This window comes from Paracoccus yibinensis (assembly GCF_030846195.1).
Taxonomy (GTDB): Bacteria; Pseudomonadota; Alphaproteobacteria; order Rhodobacterales; family Rhodobacteraceae; genus Paracoccus; species Paracoccus yibinensis.
In genome coordinates this window covers 18,458-31,444 of the sequence record NZ_JAVCWH010000006.1, presented here as the reverse complement: position 1 = coordinate 31,444, position 12,987 = coordinate 18,458, and the positions used below count along the sequence as shown (strand labels likewise).

General features: G+C 66.2%; 15 protein-coding genes. 6 read left to right on the top strand and 9 right to left on the bottom strand.

Annotated elements, in window-relative coordinates:
• Positions 1-3: 3 nt before the first annotated feature.
• Positions 4-1,632 (bottom strand): phenylacetic acid degradation protein PaaN, encoded by a 1,629-nt coding sequence (paaN, locus tag RAH32_RS13800; protein WP_306608529.1) that lies wholly within the window; start codon positions 1,630-1,632, stop codon positions 4-6.
• Between the two features lie 113 nt (positions 1,633-1,745).
• Here paaN and paaG point away from each other — a divergent pair, with 113 nt between their 5' ends.
• The 6 genes from paaG (at position 1,746) to RAH32_RS13770 (ending at position 5,621) form a co-directional block, all read left to right on the top strand.
• Positions 1,746-2,540 carry a 2-(1,2-epoxy-1,2-dihydrophenyl)acetyl-CoA isomerase PaaG gene (paaG, locus tag RAH32_RS13795; protein ID WP_306608528.1) on the top strand — a complete coding sequence of 265 codons (795 nt, stop codon included), beginning with the start codon at positions 1,746-1,748 and terminating at the stop codon, positions 2,538-2,540.
• Between the two features lie 14 nt (positions 2,541-2,554).
• A complete protein-coding gene (gene paaI / locus RAH32_RS13790) occupies positions 2,555-2,980 on the top strand; it encodes a hydroxyphenylacetyl-CoA thioesterase PaaI (RefSeq protein WP_306608666.1) in 426 nt (141 codons plus the stop codon).
• Positions 2,981-3,003: 23 nt separating this feature from the next.
• Positions 3,004-4,314, top strand: coding sequence for a phenylacetate--CoA ligase PaaK (paaK, locus tag RAH32_RS13785; protein ID WP_306608527.1), 1,311 nt, complete (start codon positions 3,004-3,006; stop codon positions 4,312-4,314).
• A gap of 78 nt (positions 4,315-4,392) precedes the next feature.
• On the top strand, positions 4,393-4,992 hold the full coding sequence (locus RAH32_RS13780; protein ID WP_306608526.1) for a TetR/AcrR family transcriptional regulator: 600 nt from the start codon (positions 4,393-4,395) through the stop codon (positions 4,990-4,992).
• 51 nt (positions 4,993-5,043) lie between these two features.
• The gene (locus RAH32_RS13775; RefSeq protein WP_306608525.1) at positions 5,044-5,325 is read left to right on the top strand and encodes a type II toxin-antitoxin system ParD family antitoxin; all 282 of its coding nucleotides are present in this window, start codon (positions 5,044-5,046) and stop codon (positions 5,323-5,325) included.
• A complete protein-coding gene (locus RAH32_RS13770) occupies positions 5,322-5,621 on the top strand; it encodes a type II toxin-antitoxin system RelE/ParE family toxin (protein ID WP_306608524.1) in 300 nt (99 codons plus the stop codon). Before RAH32_RS13775 ends, RAH32_RS13770 begins: the two co-directional genes overlap by 4 nt.
• A gap of 60 nt (positions 5,622-5,681) precedes the next feature.
• On the opposite strand, the gene RAH32_RS13765 is transcribed toward RAH32_RS13770, so the two are convergent.
• Genes RAH32_RS13765 through paaA form a run of 8 tightly spaced genes read right to left on the bottom strand, consistent with a single transcriptional unit; the run spans position 5,682 to position 12,978 of the window.
• Complete coding sequence (locus RAH32_RS13765) at positions 5,682-6,299, bottom strand: acyltransferase (protein ID WP_306608523.1); 618 nt, start codon at positions 6,297-6,299, stop codon at positions 5,682-5,684.
• Positions 6,296-8,359, bottom strand: coding sequence for a phenylacetic acid degradation bifunctional protein PaaZ (gene paaZ / locus RAH32_RS13760; protein WP_306608522.1), 2,064 nt, complete (start codon positions 8,357-8,359; stop codon positions 6,296-6,298). The genes RAH32_RS13765 and paaZ overlap by 4 nt, the downstream gene beginning before the upstream one ends.
• A gap of 35 nt (positions 8,360-8,394) precedes the next feature.
• Complete coding sequence (locus tag RAH32_RS13755) at positions 8,395-9,147, bottom strand: Phenylacetic acid catabolic protein (protein WP_306608521.1); 753 nt, start codon at positions 9,145-9,147, stop codon at positions 8,395-8,397.
• 7 nt (positions 9,148-9,154) lie between these two features.
• Entirely contained in the window at positions 9,155-10,228 is a 1,074-nt protein-coding gene (gene paaE / locus RAH32_RS13750; RefSeq protein WP_306608520.1) for a 1,2-phenylacetyl-CoA epoxidase subunit PaaE, read from the bottom strand.
• A 37-nt stretch (positions 10,229-10,265) separates the two neighbouring features.
• Positions 10,266-10,787 carry a 1,2-phenylacetyl-CoA epoxidase subunit PaaD gene (paaD, locus tag RAH32_RS13745; protein WP_306608519.1) on the bottom strand — a complete coding sequence of 174 codons (522 nt, stop codon included), beginning with the start codon at positions 10,785-10,787 and terminating at the stop codon, positions 10,266-10,268.
• A gap of 4 nt (positions 10,788-10,791) precedes the next feature.
• Positions 10,792-11,643, bottom strand: coding sequence for a 1,2-phenylacetyl-CoA epoxidase subunit PaaC (gene paaC, locus RAH32_RS13740; protein ID WP_306608518.1), 852 nt, complete (start codon positions 11,641-11,643; stop codon positions 10,792-10,794).
• Positions 11,643-11,927, bottom strand: coding sequence for a 1,2-phenylacetyl-CoA epoxidase subunit PaaB (gene paaB, locus RAH32_RS13735; RefSeq protein ID WP_306608517.1), 285 nt, complete (start codon positions 11,925-11,927; stop codon positions 11,643-11,645). Before paaB ends, paaC begins: the two co-directional genes overlap by 1 nt.
• Positions 11,928-11,979: 52 nt before the next feature.
• Positions 11,980-12,978, bottom strand: a complete 999-nt coding sequence (gene paaA, locus RAH32_RS13730; RefSeq protein WP_306608516.1) for a 1,2-phenylacetyl-CoA epoxidase subunit PaaA — start codon at positions 12,976-12,978, stop codon at positions 11,980-11,982.
• Positions 12,979-12,987 lie beyond the last annotated feature (9 nt).

Here is a 12,987-nt window from a genome sequence, read left to right as displayed (position 1 = left end):
TGGTCAAGCGGTGGCAGCGGCCGGCCTGCGCCACATCACGCGGCGAAAGCGGGTCGCGACAAAGGCGGTGTCGGTCAGGCTGGCGTTTCCGGCGGGGTTGGCCCCGGTGACGTGGAAGTCGCTGAAGGCGGCCGACTGGTTGACGAAGATGGCGCCGGTCAGGTTGACCGACAGGTTGACGCCCGCGCGGGCGAAGGCCTGCACCGCGCGGCGGATGCGGGCATCGTCGGTGTCGTAGAGCGCTGCGGTGATGGCGCCCTTGGTCGCGGCCAAGTGTGCTGCGCGGGCGATGCCGTCGTCGGCGTCCGTGCAGGGAATCACGAAGGCCACCGGGCCGAAGCATTCGTCCTGCGCCACGGGGGCGTCGGCGTCCACGGCCAGCAACAGCGGCGTGCCGTCGCGGATGACGCGGCCCTGGGTGCGCGCGCGCGCTACCCGGTCGCGTGTGGCGGGATTGGCGATGGCGCCGCAGACGCCCGCCGCCTGCTTCGGGTCGGCCAGCAGGGTGTCGATGGCCTGGGCCAGCCCGTCTGCCACCTGATCGAAGGTCTTGTGTCCTTGGTCCGTCTCGATCCCGCACTGCGGCACATAAAGGTTCTGCGGCGAGGTGCACATCTGCCCGGAATAGAGCGAGAGCGAAAACGCCAGGTTCGCGCACATGCCGTCGAAATCGTCGGTCGCGGCGACGACCACGCTGTTGACACCGGTTTCCTCGGTGAAGATCTGCGCCTGCCGGGCATTCTCGCGCAGCCAGCTGCCGAAGCTGGACGAGCCGGTATAGTCGATCAGCCGCACGGCGGGATCGGAGGCCAGTTGCTTGGTGATCTCGGCCCCCGGCTCATCGACGGCCAGCAGGATCGCGTCGGCGGGCAGGCCAGCCTCGGCCAGGACCTCGCGCGCGACCTGCACGGTCAGGGCCAGCGGCAGGATCGCCGCCGGGTGCGGCTTCACGATCACCGGGTTGCCGGTGGCAAGGCTGGCGAAGATGCCGGGATAGCTGTTCCAGGTCGGGAAGGTGTTGCAGCCGATCGCCAGCGAGATCCCGGCGGGCACCAGCGTCCAATGCTTGTCGATCACCAGCGGCGCGGCCTTGCCCTGCGGCTTTTCCCAGCGGGCGCTGTCGGCAAAGCGGGTCATTTCCGTCCAGGCGACCGCGACCGCCTCCAGCCCGCGATCCTGCGCGTGCGGACCGCCCGCCTGGAAGGCCATGGCGAAGGCCTGCCCTGTGGTGTGCATCGTCGCGTGGCCCAGCAGGAAGCTGATCCGGTTCAGCCGCGACAGGATCTCCAGGCAGACGCCGACGCGGGCTTCCACGCTGGCCGCTGCCAGATCGTCAGCCGCCCCCTGGGCCGCCGCGATCATCGCCGGCGCATCTGCCGCCGGATAGGTGATTCGCAGGGCATCGCCCCAAGGGGACACCTCGGCGCCCATGCGGCGCCGCTCGGGGTGGCCGGGCAGGGTGAAGGTCTGGCCCAGCAGCGCGGCATAAGCTGCCTCGCCATCCGCCTTGGCGGTCTCGCCATAGATCTTGCCGCTGGGCACCTCGGGGAAGGGGGTCCAGAAGCCGCGCTCCTGAAGGGCGTTCACGGCGTCATCCAGCATCTGGCGATGGCGGGCAAACAGGTCGGTCATGGGCTCCTCCGCCGGTTCCTCCTCCGGCTTGCGAATATCATTGACCGACCGGTCGGTTTATGCAACAGATTTCTTCGAGGAGGCCGAGAAATCGGCGCGAAGGGAGAAACACCATGACCGCATCCCCCACGGTGCTGTCGGCCTTGGCCGATGGCGTGCTGACGCTGACGTTGAACCGTCCTGAAAAGCTTAATTCCTTCAACGAGGACATGCACTTGGCGCTGCGGGAAGGCATCCAGCGGGCGCATGACGATTCGGCGGTCCGCGCCGTATTGGTGACGGGGGCGGGACGCGGCTTCTGCGCGGGCCAGGACCTTGGCGACCGCGATCCGCGCAAGGGCGGACCCGCGCCGGACCTGGGGAAGACGCTGGACACCTTCTACAACCCGACGCTGCGGCTGATCCGCAGCTTGGAAAAGCCGGTCGTCTGCGCGGTCAACGGCGTGGCGGCAGGGGCAGGGGCCAACATCGCCTTCGCCTGCGACATCGTGCTGGCCGCGAAATCGGCGAAATTCATCCAGGCCTTTGCCAAGATCGGCCTGATCCCCGACGCTGGCGGCACCTGGGCCCTGTCGCGCATCCTGGGCGAGCCCCGCGCCAAGGCCCTGGCCCTGACCGCCGAGCCTTTGACGGCCGAAAAAGCTGCCGACTGGGGCCTGATCTGGAAGGCCGTCGAGGACATCGACCTGATGGCCGAGGCGGAAACGCTGGCACGCTCACTGGCGGCTGGCCCGACCCTCGGCCTTGGCCTGACCAAGCGCCTGATCCAGGACGCCGCGACCAACAGCCTCGACCAGCAGCTTGACGCCGAACGCGACGCGCAACAGCAGGCGGGCCGCAGCGCCGACTATGCCGAGGGCGTCACCGCCTTTCTGGAAAAGCGCCCGGCAAGGTTCAGCGGCCAATGAAGCCCGTCAGCGAGATGACCCCGCAGGAACTGGCCGAAGCCTCGGCCCAGGCCATGTGGAACGACGATTCGGCCAGCCAGCGGCTTGGCATGACCCTGGACCATATCGCACCCGGCCGGGCCACGCTGTCGATGACCATCACGGATGCCATGTCGAACGGGCACGGCAACTGCCACGGCGGCTATATCTTCACACTGGCCGACAGCGCCTTCGCATTCGCCTGCAACAGCTACAACCAGATGGTCGTGGCGCAGCACTGCTCGATCACCTACCTGATTCCTGGCCGCATCGGCGACCGGCTGACCGCCATCGCCACGGAGACGTCACGCCGGGGCCGGTCGGGCATCTACGACATCCGCATCACCAACCAGGACGGGGCGCATGTGGCCGAATTCCGCGGCCATTCGCGCACCGTCAAGGGCACCCACCTGCCCGCCTGACCGCAACCCGAGGGAGGAGACCCATGGAAGACCTGACCCCGAACCCCAAGGATCTCGACCCCATCGAGACCGCGTCCCGCGACGAGATCGAGGCCCTGCAATTCCACCGCATGAAGCGGTCGCTGAAGCACGCCTTCGAGAACTCGCCCTTCTACCGCAAGAAGTTCATTGAGGCCGATGTCCACCCCGAGGATCTGAAGACCCTCAAGGACATCGCCAAGTTCCCCTTCACCGTGAAGCAGGACCTGCGCGACTGCTATCCCTTCGGCATGTTCGCGGTGCCGCAGTCCAAGCTGGTGCGCATCCACGGATCGTCGGGCACCACCGGCAAGCCGACCGTGGTGGGCTATACCCAGGCCGATATCGACCACTGGGCCAACCTGATCGCCCGTTCGATCCGCGCGGCAGGCGGGCGGCCCGGCGACATGCTGCACAACGCCTATGGCTATGGCCTGTTCACCGGAGGGCTTGGCGCGCATTACGGGGCCGAGCGGCTGGGCTGCACGGTCGTTCCCATGTCGGGCGGCATGACCGAACGGCAGGTGACGCTGATCAACGACTTCAAGCCGCGCATCATCATGGTGACGCCCTCCTACATGCTGTCGATCCTGGACGAATTCCGCCGCCAGGGCCTCGACCCGCGCCAGTCCTCGCTGCAAGTGGGCATCTTCGGCGCGGAACCCTGGACCAACGCCATGCGCCAGGAGATCGAGGAGGCCTTCGACATGCACGCCGTGGACATCTATGGTCTGTCCGAGGTCATGGGACCGGGCGTGGCCCAGGAATGCGTGGAAACCAAGGACGGGCTGCACATCTGGGAAGACCACTTCTATCCCGAGATCATCGACCCTGTGACCGGCGAAGTCCTGCCCGACGGCCAGATGGGCGAGCTGGTCTTCACCACGCTGACCAAGGAAGGCCTGCCGATGGTGCGGTATCGCACCCGCGACCTGACCCGCCTTCTGCCCGGCACCGCGCGGTCCATGCGCCGGATCGAGAAGATCACCGGCCGGTCCGACGACATGATCATCCTGCGCGGCGTCAACGTCTTCCCGACCCAGATCGAGGAGCAGATCCTGAAATGCGCGGGCCTTGCGCCGCATTTCCAGATCGAACTGTCCCGGTCGGGCCGCATGGACACGATGACCGTCCATGTCGAATGCGCCGAGGATCAGGCCGCAGCCGACGCCCGCGCGGCATCGGCCAAGGAACTGGCGCACCATATCAAGTCGGTCGTGGGGGTTTCGACCCGGATCGAGGTGCGCGATCCCGGCGGCATTGCCCGGTCGGAAGGCAAGGCCAAGCGGGTGATCGACAACCGCCCGAAAGAATGATGCCCAGGCCGGGGGTGGTGGTGACTTTGCCACAACCCCCGGCTAAAGCGGCACACGACCCAACAGGAAAGTGACCCCATGGCGCGAACGCGGGCACAGGACTTCGAGGAAAAGAGCCGCATCATCCTGGATCATGCGGCGCTTGTCTTTGCCGAACAGGGGATGGACAAGGCCTCGATGGCGCAGATCGCGCAGCAGGCGCAGGTCAGCAAGGCCCTGCTGTATCACTATTATCCGTCCAAGGACGCGCTGATCTTCGCGATCATCATGACCCATCTGGAGGAGCTGCAACTGGCGATCGAAGCCGCCGACGATCCCACGCTGCCGCCCCATCAGCGCCTGCGCCGGCTGGTCGGCGCGGTGCTGGAAGGTTACCGCGGGGCCGACAACCAGCACAAGGTTCAGCTGAATGGCACGGCGGCGCTGACCGACGACCAGAAGGCCCAGATCATGGCGGTGGAGCGCAGCATCGTGAAGCGGTTCTCGATTGTGCTGGACCAGATCAACCCGGACCTGAACACCCGCGAACGCCCGCTGCTGATGCCCGTCACCATGTCGCTGTTCGGCATGATGAACTGGGTCTACATGTGGTTCAAGGACGGCGGCCGCATCTCGCGCGAGGATTACGCGGATGTCGCGACGACGCTGATCCTGGAAGGGATCAAGGCGGTGCGGTGACAAGGTGCATCAGGCGTGGTATGAATTCCCCATACCCGCCCGGAGAGACCCATGGCCACCGTTGAAAAGCGCACCGTCAGCCTGCCCCCCGAACATGCCGCCTTCATCGACGACCTTGTCGCCTCGGGCAGCTATGCATCGGCCAGCGAGGTCGTCCGGGCGGGATTGCGCGCCTTGCAGGAACGCAACGCCGCCGTCGATCGCTGGCTGCGAGAGGAGGTCGCGCCCGTCTATGACGCGATGGAGGCCGACCCCGCGCGCGGCCTGTCGGCGGATCGGGTGTTCGAGGCCATCCGCGCCCGTCATGCCAGGGCGCTTGCAGGCCGCTCGTGAAGGAACGCCAGGTCGTCTTCGCGCCCGAGGCGGCCGAGGATCTTGCCACGCTTTACGACTGGATCGCCGATGCTGCATCGCCCCAGGTCGCCATCGCCTATCTTTCGCGGGTCGAGGGCTTTTGCAGGCGGTTGGGTGTCGGATCTGAACGCGGGCATCTTCGCGCCGATATCCGCCCGAATCTGCGGATCATCGGCTTCGAGCGCCGGTTGACCGTGGCCTTCATCGTGGGTGACGAAACGGTGACGATCCTGCGGATTTTCACGGCGGGCCGGGATTGGGAGGGCGTTCTGTAGGGTGCGTGCTTGCACGCACCATCCTGCAGCCTACCGAAACGGTGCGTGCAAGCACGCACCCTACCGATCAAAACCCTTCCGCGCCATGACCAGCGGATCATATCGCGGCGCCTCGGCCCGCCGCCGGTCCGGCTCAATCTCGGACAGCGCCACCGCCGGGGCCAGTTTCGTCTTTGCCTCGATTGCAAGCTGCTGATAGACGCCGGTGCCCTGGCGCTTCCAGGCGATCTCGTCCGCCGACAACTCGCGCACCACCTTGGCGGGCGATCCGACCGCCAGCGAGTTCGGCGGGATCTGCGCCCCGGCCTTCACGAAGGCCATGGCGGCAATGATCGTGTTCTCGCCCACCACCGCCTCGTCCATGACCACGGCGTTCATGCCGACCATGGCATTCCGGCCGATATGGCAGCCGTGCAGGACGGCACCGTGGCCGATATGGCCTGCTTCCTCGACCACGACATCCTTGCCGGGAAAGGAATGGACCACGCAGGTTTCCTGCACGTTCGATCCCGCGTGCAAGATAATGCGCCCGAAATCGCCGCGCAGGACGGCGCAGGGGCCGACATAGACGCCGGGATCCACGATCACGTCGCCGATCACCACGGCTTCGGGGTGGACGAAGGCCTGCGGGTCGATCACCGGCACGATGCCGTCCCAGGAATAGACCTTGGCCATCATTCCACCGGCGGCCAGGTTTTCGCGACCATGGTCAGCACGTCGTACTGCGCGACCACTTCTTTCTTCTGGTTCGTCACCTGGCAGTCCCAGCGGACTTCTCCGTGGCCTGCATTTTCGCGCGGGTTGATCTCCTTGCAGGTCAGGCGGACCTGCAGCGTGTCGCCGAAATAGACGGGGGTCAGGAAACGCAGGTTGTCCACGCCGTAATTCGCCAAGACCGGGCCGGGATTGGGTTCCACGAACAGCCCGGCGGCGAAGGAGGCGATCAGATAACCATGGGCTACGCGGTCGTCGAAGAAGGGGTTGGCCTTGGCGGCCTCGGCGTCCATGTGGGCATAGAAGGTGTCGCCGGTGAAATGGGCGAAATGCTCGACATCCTCCTGCGTGACTTGCCGCGCCGCCGTGACCAGTTGGTCGCCGATGCGCAGTTCCGCCAGCGACTTGCGGAAGGGGTGTTCCCCCTGTTGCGTATCCGCCCCTTCGATCCAGCGGCCTGTCACCGCCGACAGCAGGCGCGGCGCGCCCTGGACGGCGGTGCGCTGCATGAAGTGCTTGACGCCACGGATGCCGCCCATCTCCTCGCCGCCGCCCGCGCGGCCCGGACCCCCATGGACCAGCGGCGCCAGGGGAGAGCCATGCCCGGTGGAGGACTTGGCCGAGGCGCGGTTGCCGATCAGCACCCGCCCGTGGAAGGGCGCGACGCCCAGAACCACGCGTTCGGCCACGTCCTTGTCGTCGGTGAAGACCGAGGACACCAGTGAGCCACGCCCCCGCGCGGCCAAAGCCACGGCTTCGTCCAGATCGTCATAGGCCATGACGGTGGAAACCGGGCCGAAGGCCTCGCAATCATGGACCGCCGCCGCCTCGAAGGGCTTGTCGGCGTAAAGCAGGACCGGGTTCAGGAAGGCGCCCTTTTCCGCATCGCCGGACGCGATCCGCACATCGTCGGGGTTGCCCGCGACGATCTCGGCCACCGCCTGCAATTCGCGGATGCGCGCCCGCACCTCGTCCCGCTGGCCGAGGCTGGCGAGCGGACCCATCCGGGTCCCTTCGTCGCCCGGCATCCCCAGGGCCGTCTTCTCCAGCCGGTCGCGCAGGGCGGCGATCAGCGCGTCCACCTGCCCGCGCGGGGCGATGACGCGGCGGATGGCGGTGCATTTCTGGCCCGCCTTCGAGGTCATCTCGCGCGCGACCTCCTTCACGAACAGGTCAAACTCGGGCGTGCCCGCCACCGCGTCGGGGCCAAGGATGGTGGCGTTCAGGCTGTCGGCCTCCATCGTGAAGCGGACGGAATGCTGCACGATCGCCGGATGCGTCTTCAGCTTGCGCCCCGTGTGGGCGGACCCGGTGAAGGTCACGGCGTCCTGTTCGGTCACGTGGTCCAGCAGGTCGCCCACCGATCCGCAGACCAGTTGCAGCGCGCCATCGGGCAGGATGCCCGTGTCGATGATGCGGCGCGCCACCAGTTCGGTCAGATATGCGGTCTGGCTGGCGGGCTTCACCAGGCAGGGCACGCCCGCCAGCAGCGTCGGCGCGATCTTTTCCAGCATCCCCCAGACGGGAAAGTTGAAGGCGTTGATGTGAATTGCAACCCCATGCAGCGGCGACAGGATATGCTGGGCGCTGAACGTGTTGTCTTTGGACAGCAGTTCGACATCGCCGTCAGTCAGCACGCGGGTATTGGGCAGTTCGCGGCGGCCCTTGGAGGCGAAGGTCAGCATGGTGCCGATGCCGCCCTCGATGTCCACCCAGCCATCGGCGCGGGTGGCGCCGGTATGCAGGCTCTCAGTGTAGAAGTCTTCCTTCTGGGCCATCAGCGCCAGGCCAAGCGCCTTCAACATGCCGGCGCGTTCGTGAAAGGTCATGGCGCGCAGCTTCGGCCCGGCCTTTGTCCGGCCATAGTCAAGCGCCGCCGCGAAGTCGATGCCGGTGGAATCGATGGTCGCCACCGGCGCGCCGGTGGCCGCGTCCAGAAGGGTCTGCCCTTCTTTCGCGCCGGGCACCCATTCCCCGCAGACATGGCTTTCCAGGCGGCGCGGAGCGCGAAGCGTGATGGTCATGGCTTGTCCTTCCAGTTCTTCAAAAGCCGCCAGGGTCAGAGACCCAGGGCGGCCAGATGTTCGTCGGTCAGCTGTTCCCAGCGGGCCAGCAGCGTCTCGTTCGGGGTATGGCGGATGCCGAAACGCGCCTGCGTGTCATAGCGGGACGAGTTCGCTGCACCGAAGCCCGCCGCCACGCGGGGGCGCCAATAGGCGATGCTGGCCTGCGCCTGCGCGCGGCCCGCGTCGGTTTCCACGATCCGCCTCAGCCCTTCCAGACCCAGTTCGGCGTGGCGCGCCTCGCGCGGGGCGATCGCGCGGAAAACCTCGGCCAGGGGGGCATAGGAGACGCGGCTCAGTTCTTCCATCTGAACGCCGGTGGCAAGGCCTTGCAGCACGTTCATCACCACCGCATCGGTCCAGCCGGTGATCGGATAGTGGAAGACCGACAGGCGCATGTCGCCTTCCCGGCGCGTGGCGCCCAGGTCGCTGTCGCGATCAACCCGCGCGGCCCAGTCGTGTTGCATCTGATAGCGGCGCGTGTCGGTGCCGAAATCGCCCATCACCGCCAGCACGCGTTCCGCATGGTCGGCCTTTTCCAGGGTAATCCGGCTGGCCGCGATGCGTTCCTTGATGCCCGGCGCGAAGTTGATCGAGGACGCAAACCCGGCCGAGGCCGCCAGTTCGCTGTCCACGAAGGACGACATCAGCCGCATCAACTCGCCGCGATAGCGGGCGGGCACGTTGCCGGGCGCGGTCAGCATGCCGCCCTGGGCCAGATAGTCCTCGATGTTCATCGTGTCGGACATTGCACCCTCACTCGTCATAGGTGACGACCACGCGGTCGGTCAGCGGATAGGACTGGCAGGACAGGACATAGCCCGCGCGGACCTCGTAATCCTCAAGCGCGTGGTTCACCGCCATCTCGACCTCGCCTTCCAGGACCTTGCAACGGCAGGTGGAACAGACGCCCGCCTTGCAGGAATAGGGCGCGTCCAGGTTGGCGGCGATGGCGGCGTCCAGGATCGTCTGGCCTTCGCGCGGCATGGTGAAGACGCGGGTGGCGCCGTCCAGGGTGACGGTGGCCTGCGTTCCCTCGCCCGCATCCGTGGCCTTGGACACCGGACGGGCCTTGGCGCGGCCTGGCTGGCTTGATGCGAACAACTCGAACCGGATCTGGTCGTCGCGCAGCCCATGGTCGCGCAGCGACTGCGCCACGGTCAGCATCATCGGTTCCGGCCCGCAGATGAAGGCGGCATCCACCGATTTGGCGTCGATCCAGCGGTCGAACAGCGCAGTCATCTTGGCGGCGTCGATGCGGCCGGTGAACAGGTCGATCTCCTGCGCCTCGCTTTCCAGCACATGCAGGACCGAGAAGCGGCCCAGGTGCAGGTTCTTCAGATCCTCCAGCTCCTCGCGGAACATGATGCTGCTGATCTGGCGGTTGGCATAGACCAGGGTGAAGCGCGACTTCGGTTCCCGCCGCAGCACGGTCTTCACGATCGACAGGACCGGCGTGATCCCCGATCCTGCGGCAAAGCCCACGTAGTGACGCGCGGCGTCCGGGTCCAGCGGCATCGAGAACTTGCCCATCGGCGGCATCGCCTCGATCATGTCGCCCGGGGCCAGGTTCTCGTTGGCCCAGGTGGAGAAGGCACCGCCATCGACGCGCTTGATGCCCACCTGCAGGCAGCCGTCATCGACGCCCGCGCAGATGGAATAGGACCGGCGCAACTCCTCTCCGTCGAAGCTGCGGCGGAAGGTCAGGTATTGCCCTTGGGTGAAGTCGAACAGCGCGCGGTCTTCCTCGCGCGGGGCAAGGGTCACGACGACCGCATCGCGGGTTTCGCGGCGCACATCGGTGACCTTCAGGGGCAGAAAGCGTGCCATCGGGGTGTCTTTCCTTGGGCGTCTAGGGGGAGTGCAGTCAGATGCACTTGAAATAGTCGAAGGGTTCCAGACAGTCGGCGCAGCGATAGCTGGCCTTGCAGGGGGTCGAGCCGAACTGGCTGACCTTTTGCGTATGCGTCGATCCGCAGCGCGGGCACTGGATGGTCAGGTTGTTGCCCATCAGACGCGACACGCGTCCCGCCAGCACCCCATCCGCCGCCGTGCCATCGACGGGGGGCGCGATGCCATAGGCGCGCAGCTTCTCGCGCCCCTCGGCGGTGATCCACTCGGTCGTCCAGGCGGGGGAAAGCTGGCGCTTCAGTTCCAGCTTCTGAATCCCGTGGGCGCGCAGGGCGGACTCGATGTCCAGGTTGATGATGCCGGTCGCGGGGCAGCCTGAATAGGTGGGCGTGACCGTCACGACCAGGGTATCGCCCTGCCATTGAACGTCCCGGATGATGCCCAGGTCGGTCAGGCTGATGACCGGGATTTCCGGGTCCGGCACCTGCGACAGCCATTCCCAGATCTGGTCGGTATGGGGCAGCGTCGTGGTTGCCATTGCATCACCACTTGGCGCCGGGATAGGCGCGCTGCAGGAACTGCATCTCGGCCAGGATATAGCCCAGGTGTTCGGTGTGGATGCCCTTTTTCCCGCCCTTGTGCTGCCATGCGCCAGTTGGCGCAGCCAAGGTCGCCTCGTCCAGAACCGCCGCGACGGTCTTGTCCCAGGCGGGTTGCAGCGAGGACGGCAGGGGCGCGATCCCGGCATCCGCCATGGCCTGATCGACGGCGTCGTCGAGGAACATCTCGCCCGTATAGGACCACAGCTTTGTCAGCGCGGCCTGCATTCGCTGATGGCTTTCGTCCGTGCCGTCGCCCAGCCGGATCACCAAGTCGGCCGAGCGTTCCAGGTGATAGGCGACCTCTTTCTCGGCCTTGGCGGCGATGTCCGCCACGCGGTTGTCGGATGACGTTTTCAGCGCCCGCAGAAGTTCAATATGGAAGGCGTCGAACAGGAACTGGCGCATCAGGGTCACGCCGAAATCGCCATTCGGCAGTTCCACCAGCAGCAGGTTGCGGAAGGCCCCCGCGTCGCGCAGATAGGCCAGCGCATCGGCGTCGCGGCCCTTGCCCTCGACCTCGGCGGCAAGGCCCAGCCACAACTGGCACTGGCCGATCAGGTCAAGCGCCTGGTTGGCAAGCGCGATGTCTTCCTCCAGCACCGGGGCGTGGCCGCACCATTCGGACACGCGATGGCCCAGGATCAGGCAGTTGTCGCCCAGCCGTTGCAGCCACTCGGAAAACTGTTCCTGCCCGGCATCGGGGGCGGGCACCTGAACATGGCCGCTGTCGGCCAGGGCCTGACCGGCAAGTGCCGTCAGGTTCGGGGTGGTCATGTCGGGAAGGGACGGCATCACATGTGCCCCACTTCGTCGGGAATGTCGAAGAAGGTCGGGTGGCGATAGACCTTGCTGTTCGACGGGTCATAAAGCGGCCCCTTTTCCGAGGGCGAGGACGCGGTGATGTCGTTCGACCGCACCACCCAGATCGACACCCCTTCGTTCCGGCGGGTATAGACGTCGCGGGCGTTGCGGATCGCCATCTCGGCATCGGGCGCGTGCAGGCTGCCGACGTGCCGGTGGTTGAGGCCGTGCTGGCCCCGGATGAAGATTTCCCAAAGCGGCCATTCGCTGGACATGATGGCTCCTCCCAAAGATGCGGGTTGTGGCTGGGCGCGCGGGGGCGCGTTCCTATTCTGCGGCGTGGCGGGCGGCGCGGGCGCGTTCATCGGCCTTGGCGGCGTGCGCCATCAGGCCGTCGCGGAACCATGCGCCGTCCTCCCAAGCCTTGACGCGGGCGCCCAGGCGTTCGGCGTTGCAGGGGCCATTCCCTGCGATCACCGCGAAGAACTCCGACCAGTCGGGCTCGCTGAAATCGTAGCCGCCCTTTTCCTCGTTCCACTTCAGGTCGGGGTCGGGAACGGTCAGGCCCAGGTATTCGGCCTGCGGCACAGTCTGGTCCACGAACTTCTGGCGCAGTTCATCATTCGTGTTCATCTTGATCTTCCACGCCATCGACTGCGCGGAATGGACCGAGTCCTTGTCCGACGGCCCGAACATCATCAGCGCCGGATACCAGAAGCGGTTGAGCGCATCCTGCGCCATCGCCTTCTGTTCCGGGGTGCCCGCGCACATCTTCATCATGATGTCGTAACCCTGCCGCTGGTGGAACGATTCCTCCTTGCAGATGCGGATCATCGCGCGGGAATAGGGACCATAGGACGTGCGCTGCAACGGCACCTGGTTCATGATCGCCGCGCCGTCCACCAGCCAGCCCACCGCGCCCATGTCGGCCCAGGTCAGCGTCGGATAGTTGAAGATCGACGAATACTTCATGTTGCCGCTGTGCAGCTTTTCCAGTAGCTCGTCGCGGCTGACGCCCAGCGTCTCGGCGGCGCAGTAAAGATACAACCCATGCCCCGCCTCGTCCTGGACCTTCGCCAGCAGGATCGCCTTGCGTTCCAGCGTGGGCGCGCGGGTGATCCAGTTGCCTTCGGGAAGCTGCCCCACGATCTCGCTATGCGCATGTTGCCCGATCTGGCGGATCAGCGTCTTGCGATAGCCCTCGGGCATCCATTCCTTCGGCTCGATCTTCTCGTTCCGGTCGATACGCTCCTGGAAAGCGATTTCCTCGGGCGTCATCTCGTCGCGGGATTTCGAACCCTCGGATTTGACCATCTGTGCATACATGGCAGTTCC

What these genes read in the sequence shown, in the direction of transcription:
- paaN (WP_306608529.1), bottom strand. Translation starts at nt 1,632, where the DNA reads ATGACCGACCTGTTTGCCCGCCATCGCCAGATGCTGGATGACGCCGTG.
- paaG (WP_306608528.1), top strand. Translation starts at nt 1,746, where the DNA reads ATGACCGCATCCCCCACGGTGCTGTCGGCCTTGGCCGATGGCGTGCTG.
- paaI (WP_306608666.1), top strand. Translation starts at nt 2,555, where the DNA reads ATGACCCCGCAGGAACTGGCCGAAGCCTCGGCCCAGGCCATGTGGAAC.
- paaK (WP_306608527.1), top strand. Translation starts at nt 3,004, where the DNA reads ATGGAAGACCTGACCCCGAACCCCAAGGATCTCGACCCCATCGAGACC.
- RAH32_RS13780 (WP_306608526.1), top strand. Translation starts at nt 4,393, where the DNA reads ATGGCGCGAACGCGGGCACAGGACTTCGAGGAAAAGAGCCGCATCATC.
- RAH32_RS13775 (WP_306608525.1), top strand. Translation starts at nt 5,044, where the DNA reads ATGGCCACCGTTGAAAAGCGCACCGTCAGCCTGCCCCCCGAACATGCC.
- RAH32_RS13765 (WP_306608523.1), bottom strand. Translation starts at nt 6,299, where the DNA reads ATGATGGCCAAGGTCTATTCCTGGGACGGCATCGTGCCGGTGATCGAC.
- paaZ (WP_306608522.1), bottom strand. Translation starts at nt 8,359, where the DNA reads ATGACCATCACGCTTCGCGCTCCGCGCCGCCTGGAAAGCCATGTCTGC.
- RAH32_RS13755 (WP_306608521.1), bottom strand. Translation starts at nt 9,147, where the DNA reads ATGTCCGACACGATGAACATCGAGGACTATCTGGCCCAGGGCGGCATG.
- paaE (WP_306608520.1), bottom strand. Translation starts at nt 10,228, where the DNA reads ATGGCACGCTTTCTGCCCCTGAAGGTCACCGATGTGCGCCGCGAAACC.
- paaD (WP_306608519.1), bottom strand. Translation starts at nt 10,787, where the DNA reads ATGGCAACCACGACGCTGCCCCATACCGACCAGATCTGGGAATGGCTG.
- paaC (WP_306608518.1), bottom strand. Translation starts at nt 11,643, where the DNA reads ATGCCGTCCCTTCCCGACATGACCACCCCGAACCTGACGGCACTTGCC.
- paaB (WP_306608517.1), bottom strand. Translation starts at nt 11,927, where the DNA reads ATGTCCAGCGAATGGCCGCTTTGGGAAATCTTCATCCGGGGCCAGCAC.
- paaA (WP_306608516.1), bottom strand. Translation starts at nt 12,978, where the DNA reads ATGTATGCACAGATGGTCAAATCCGAGGGTTCGAAATCCCGCGACGAG.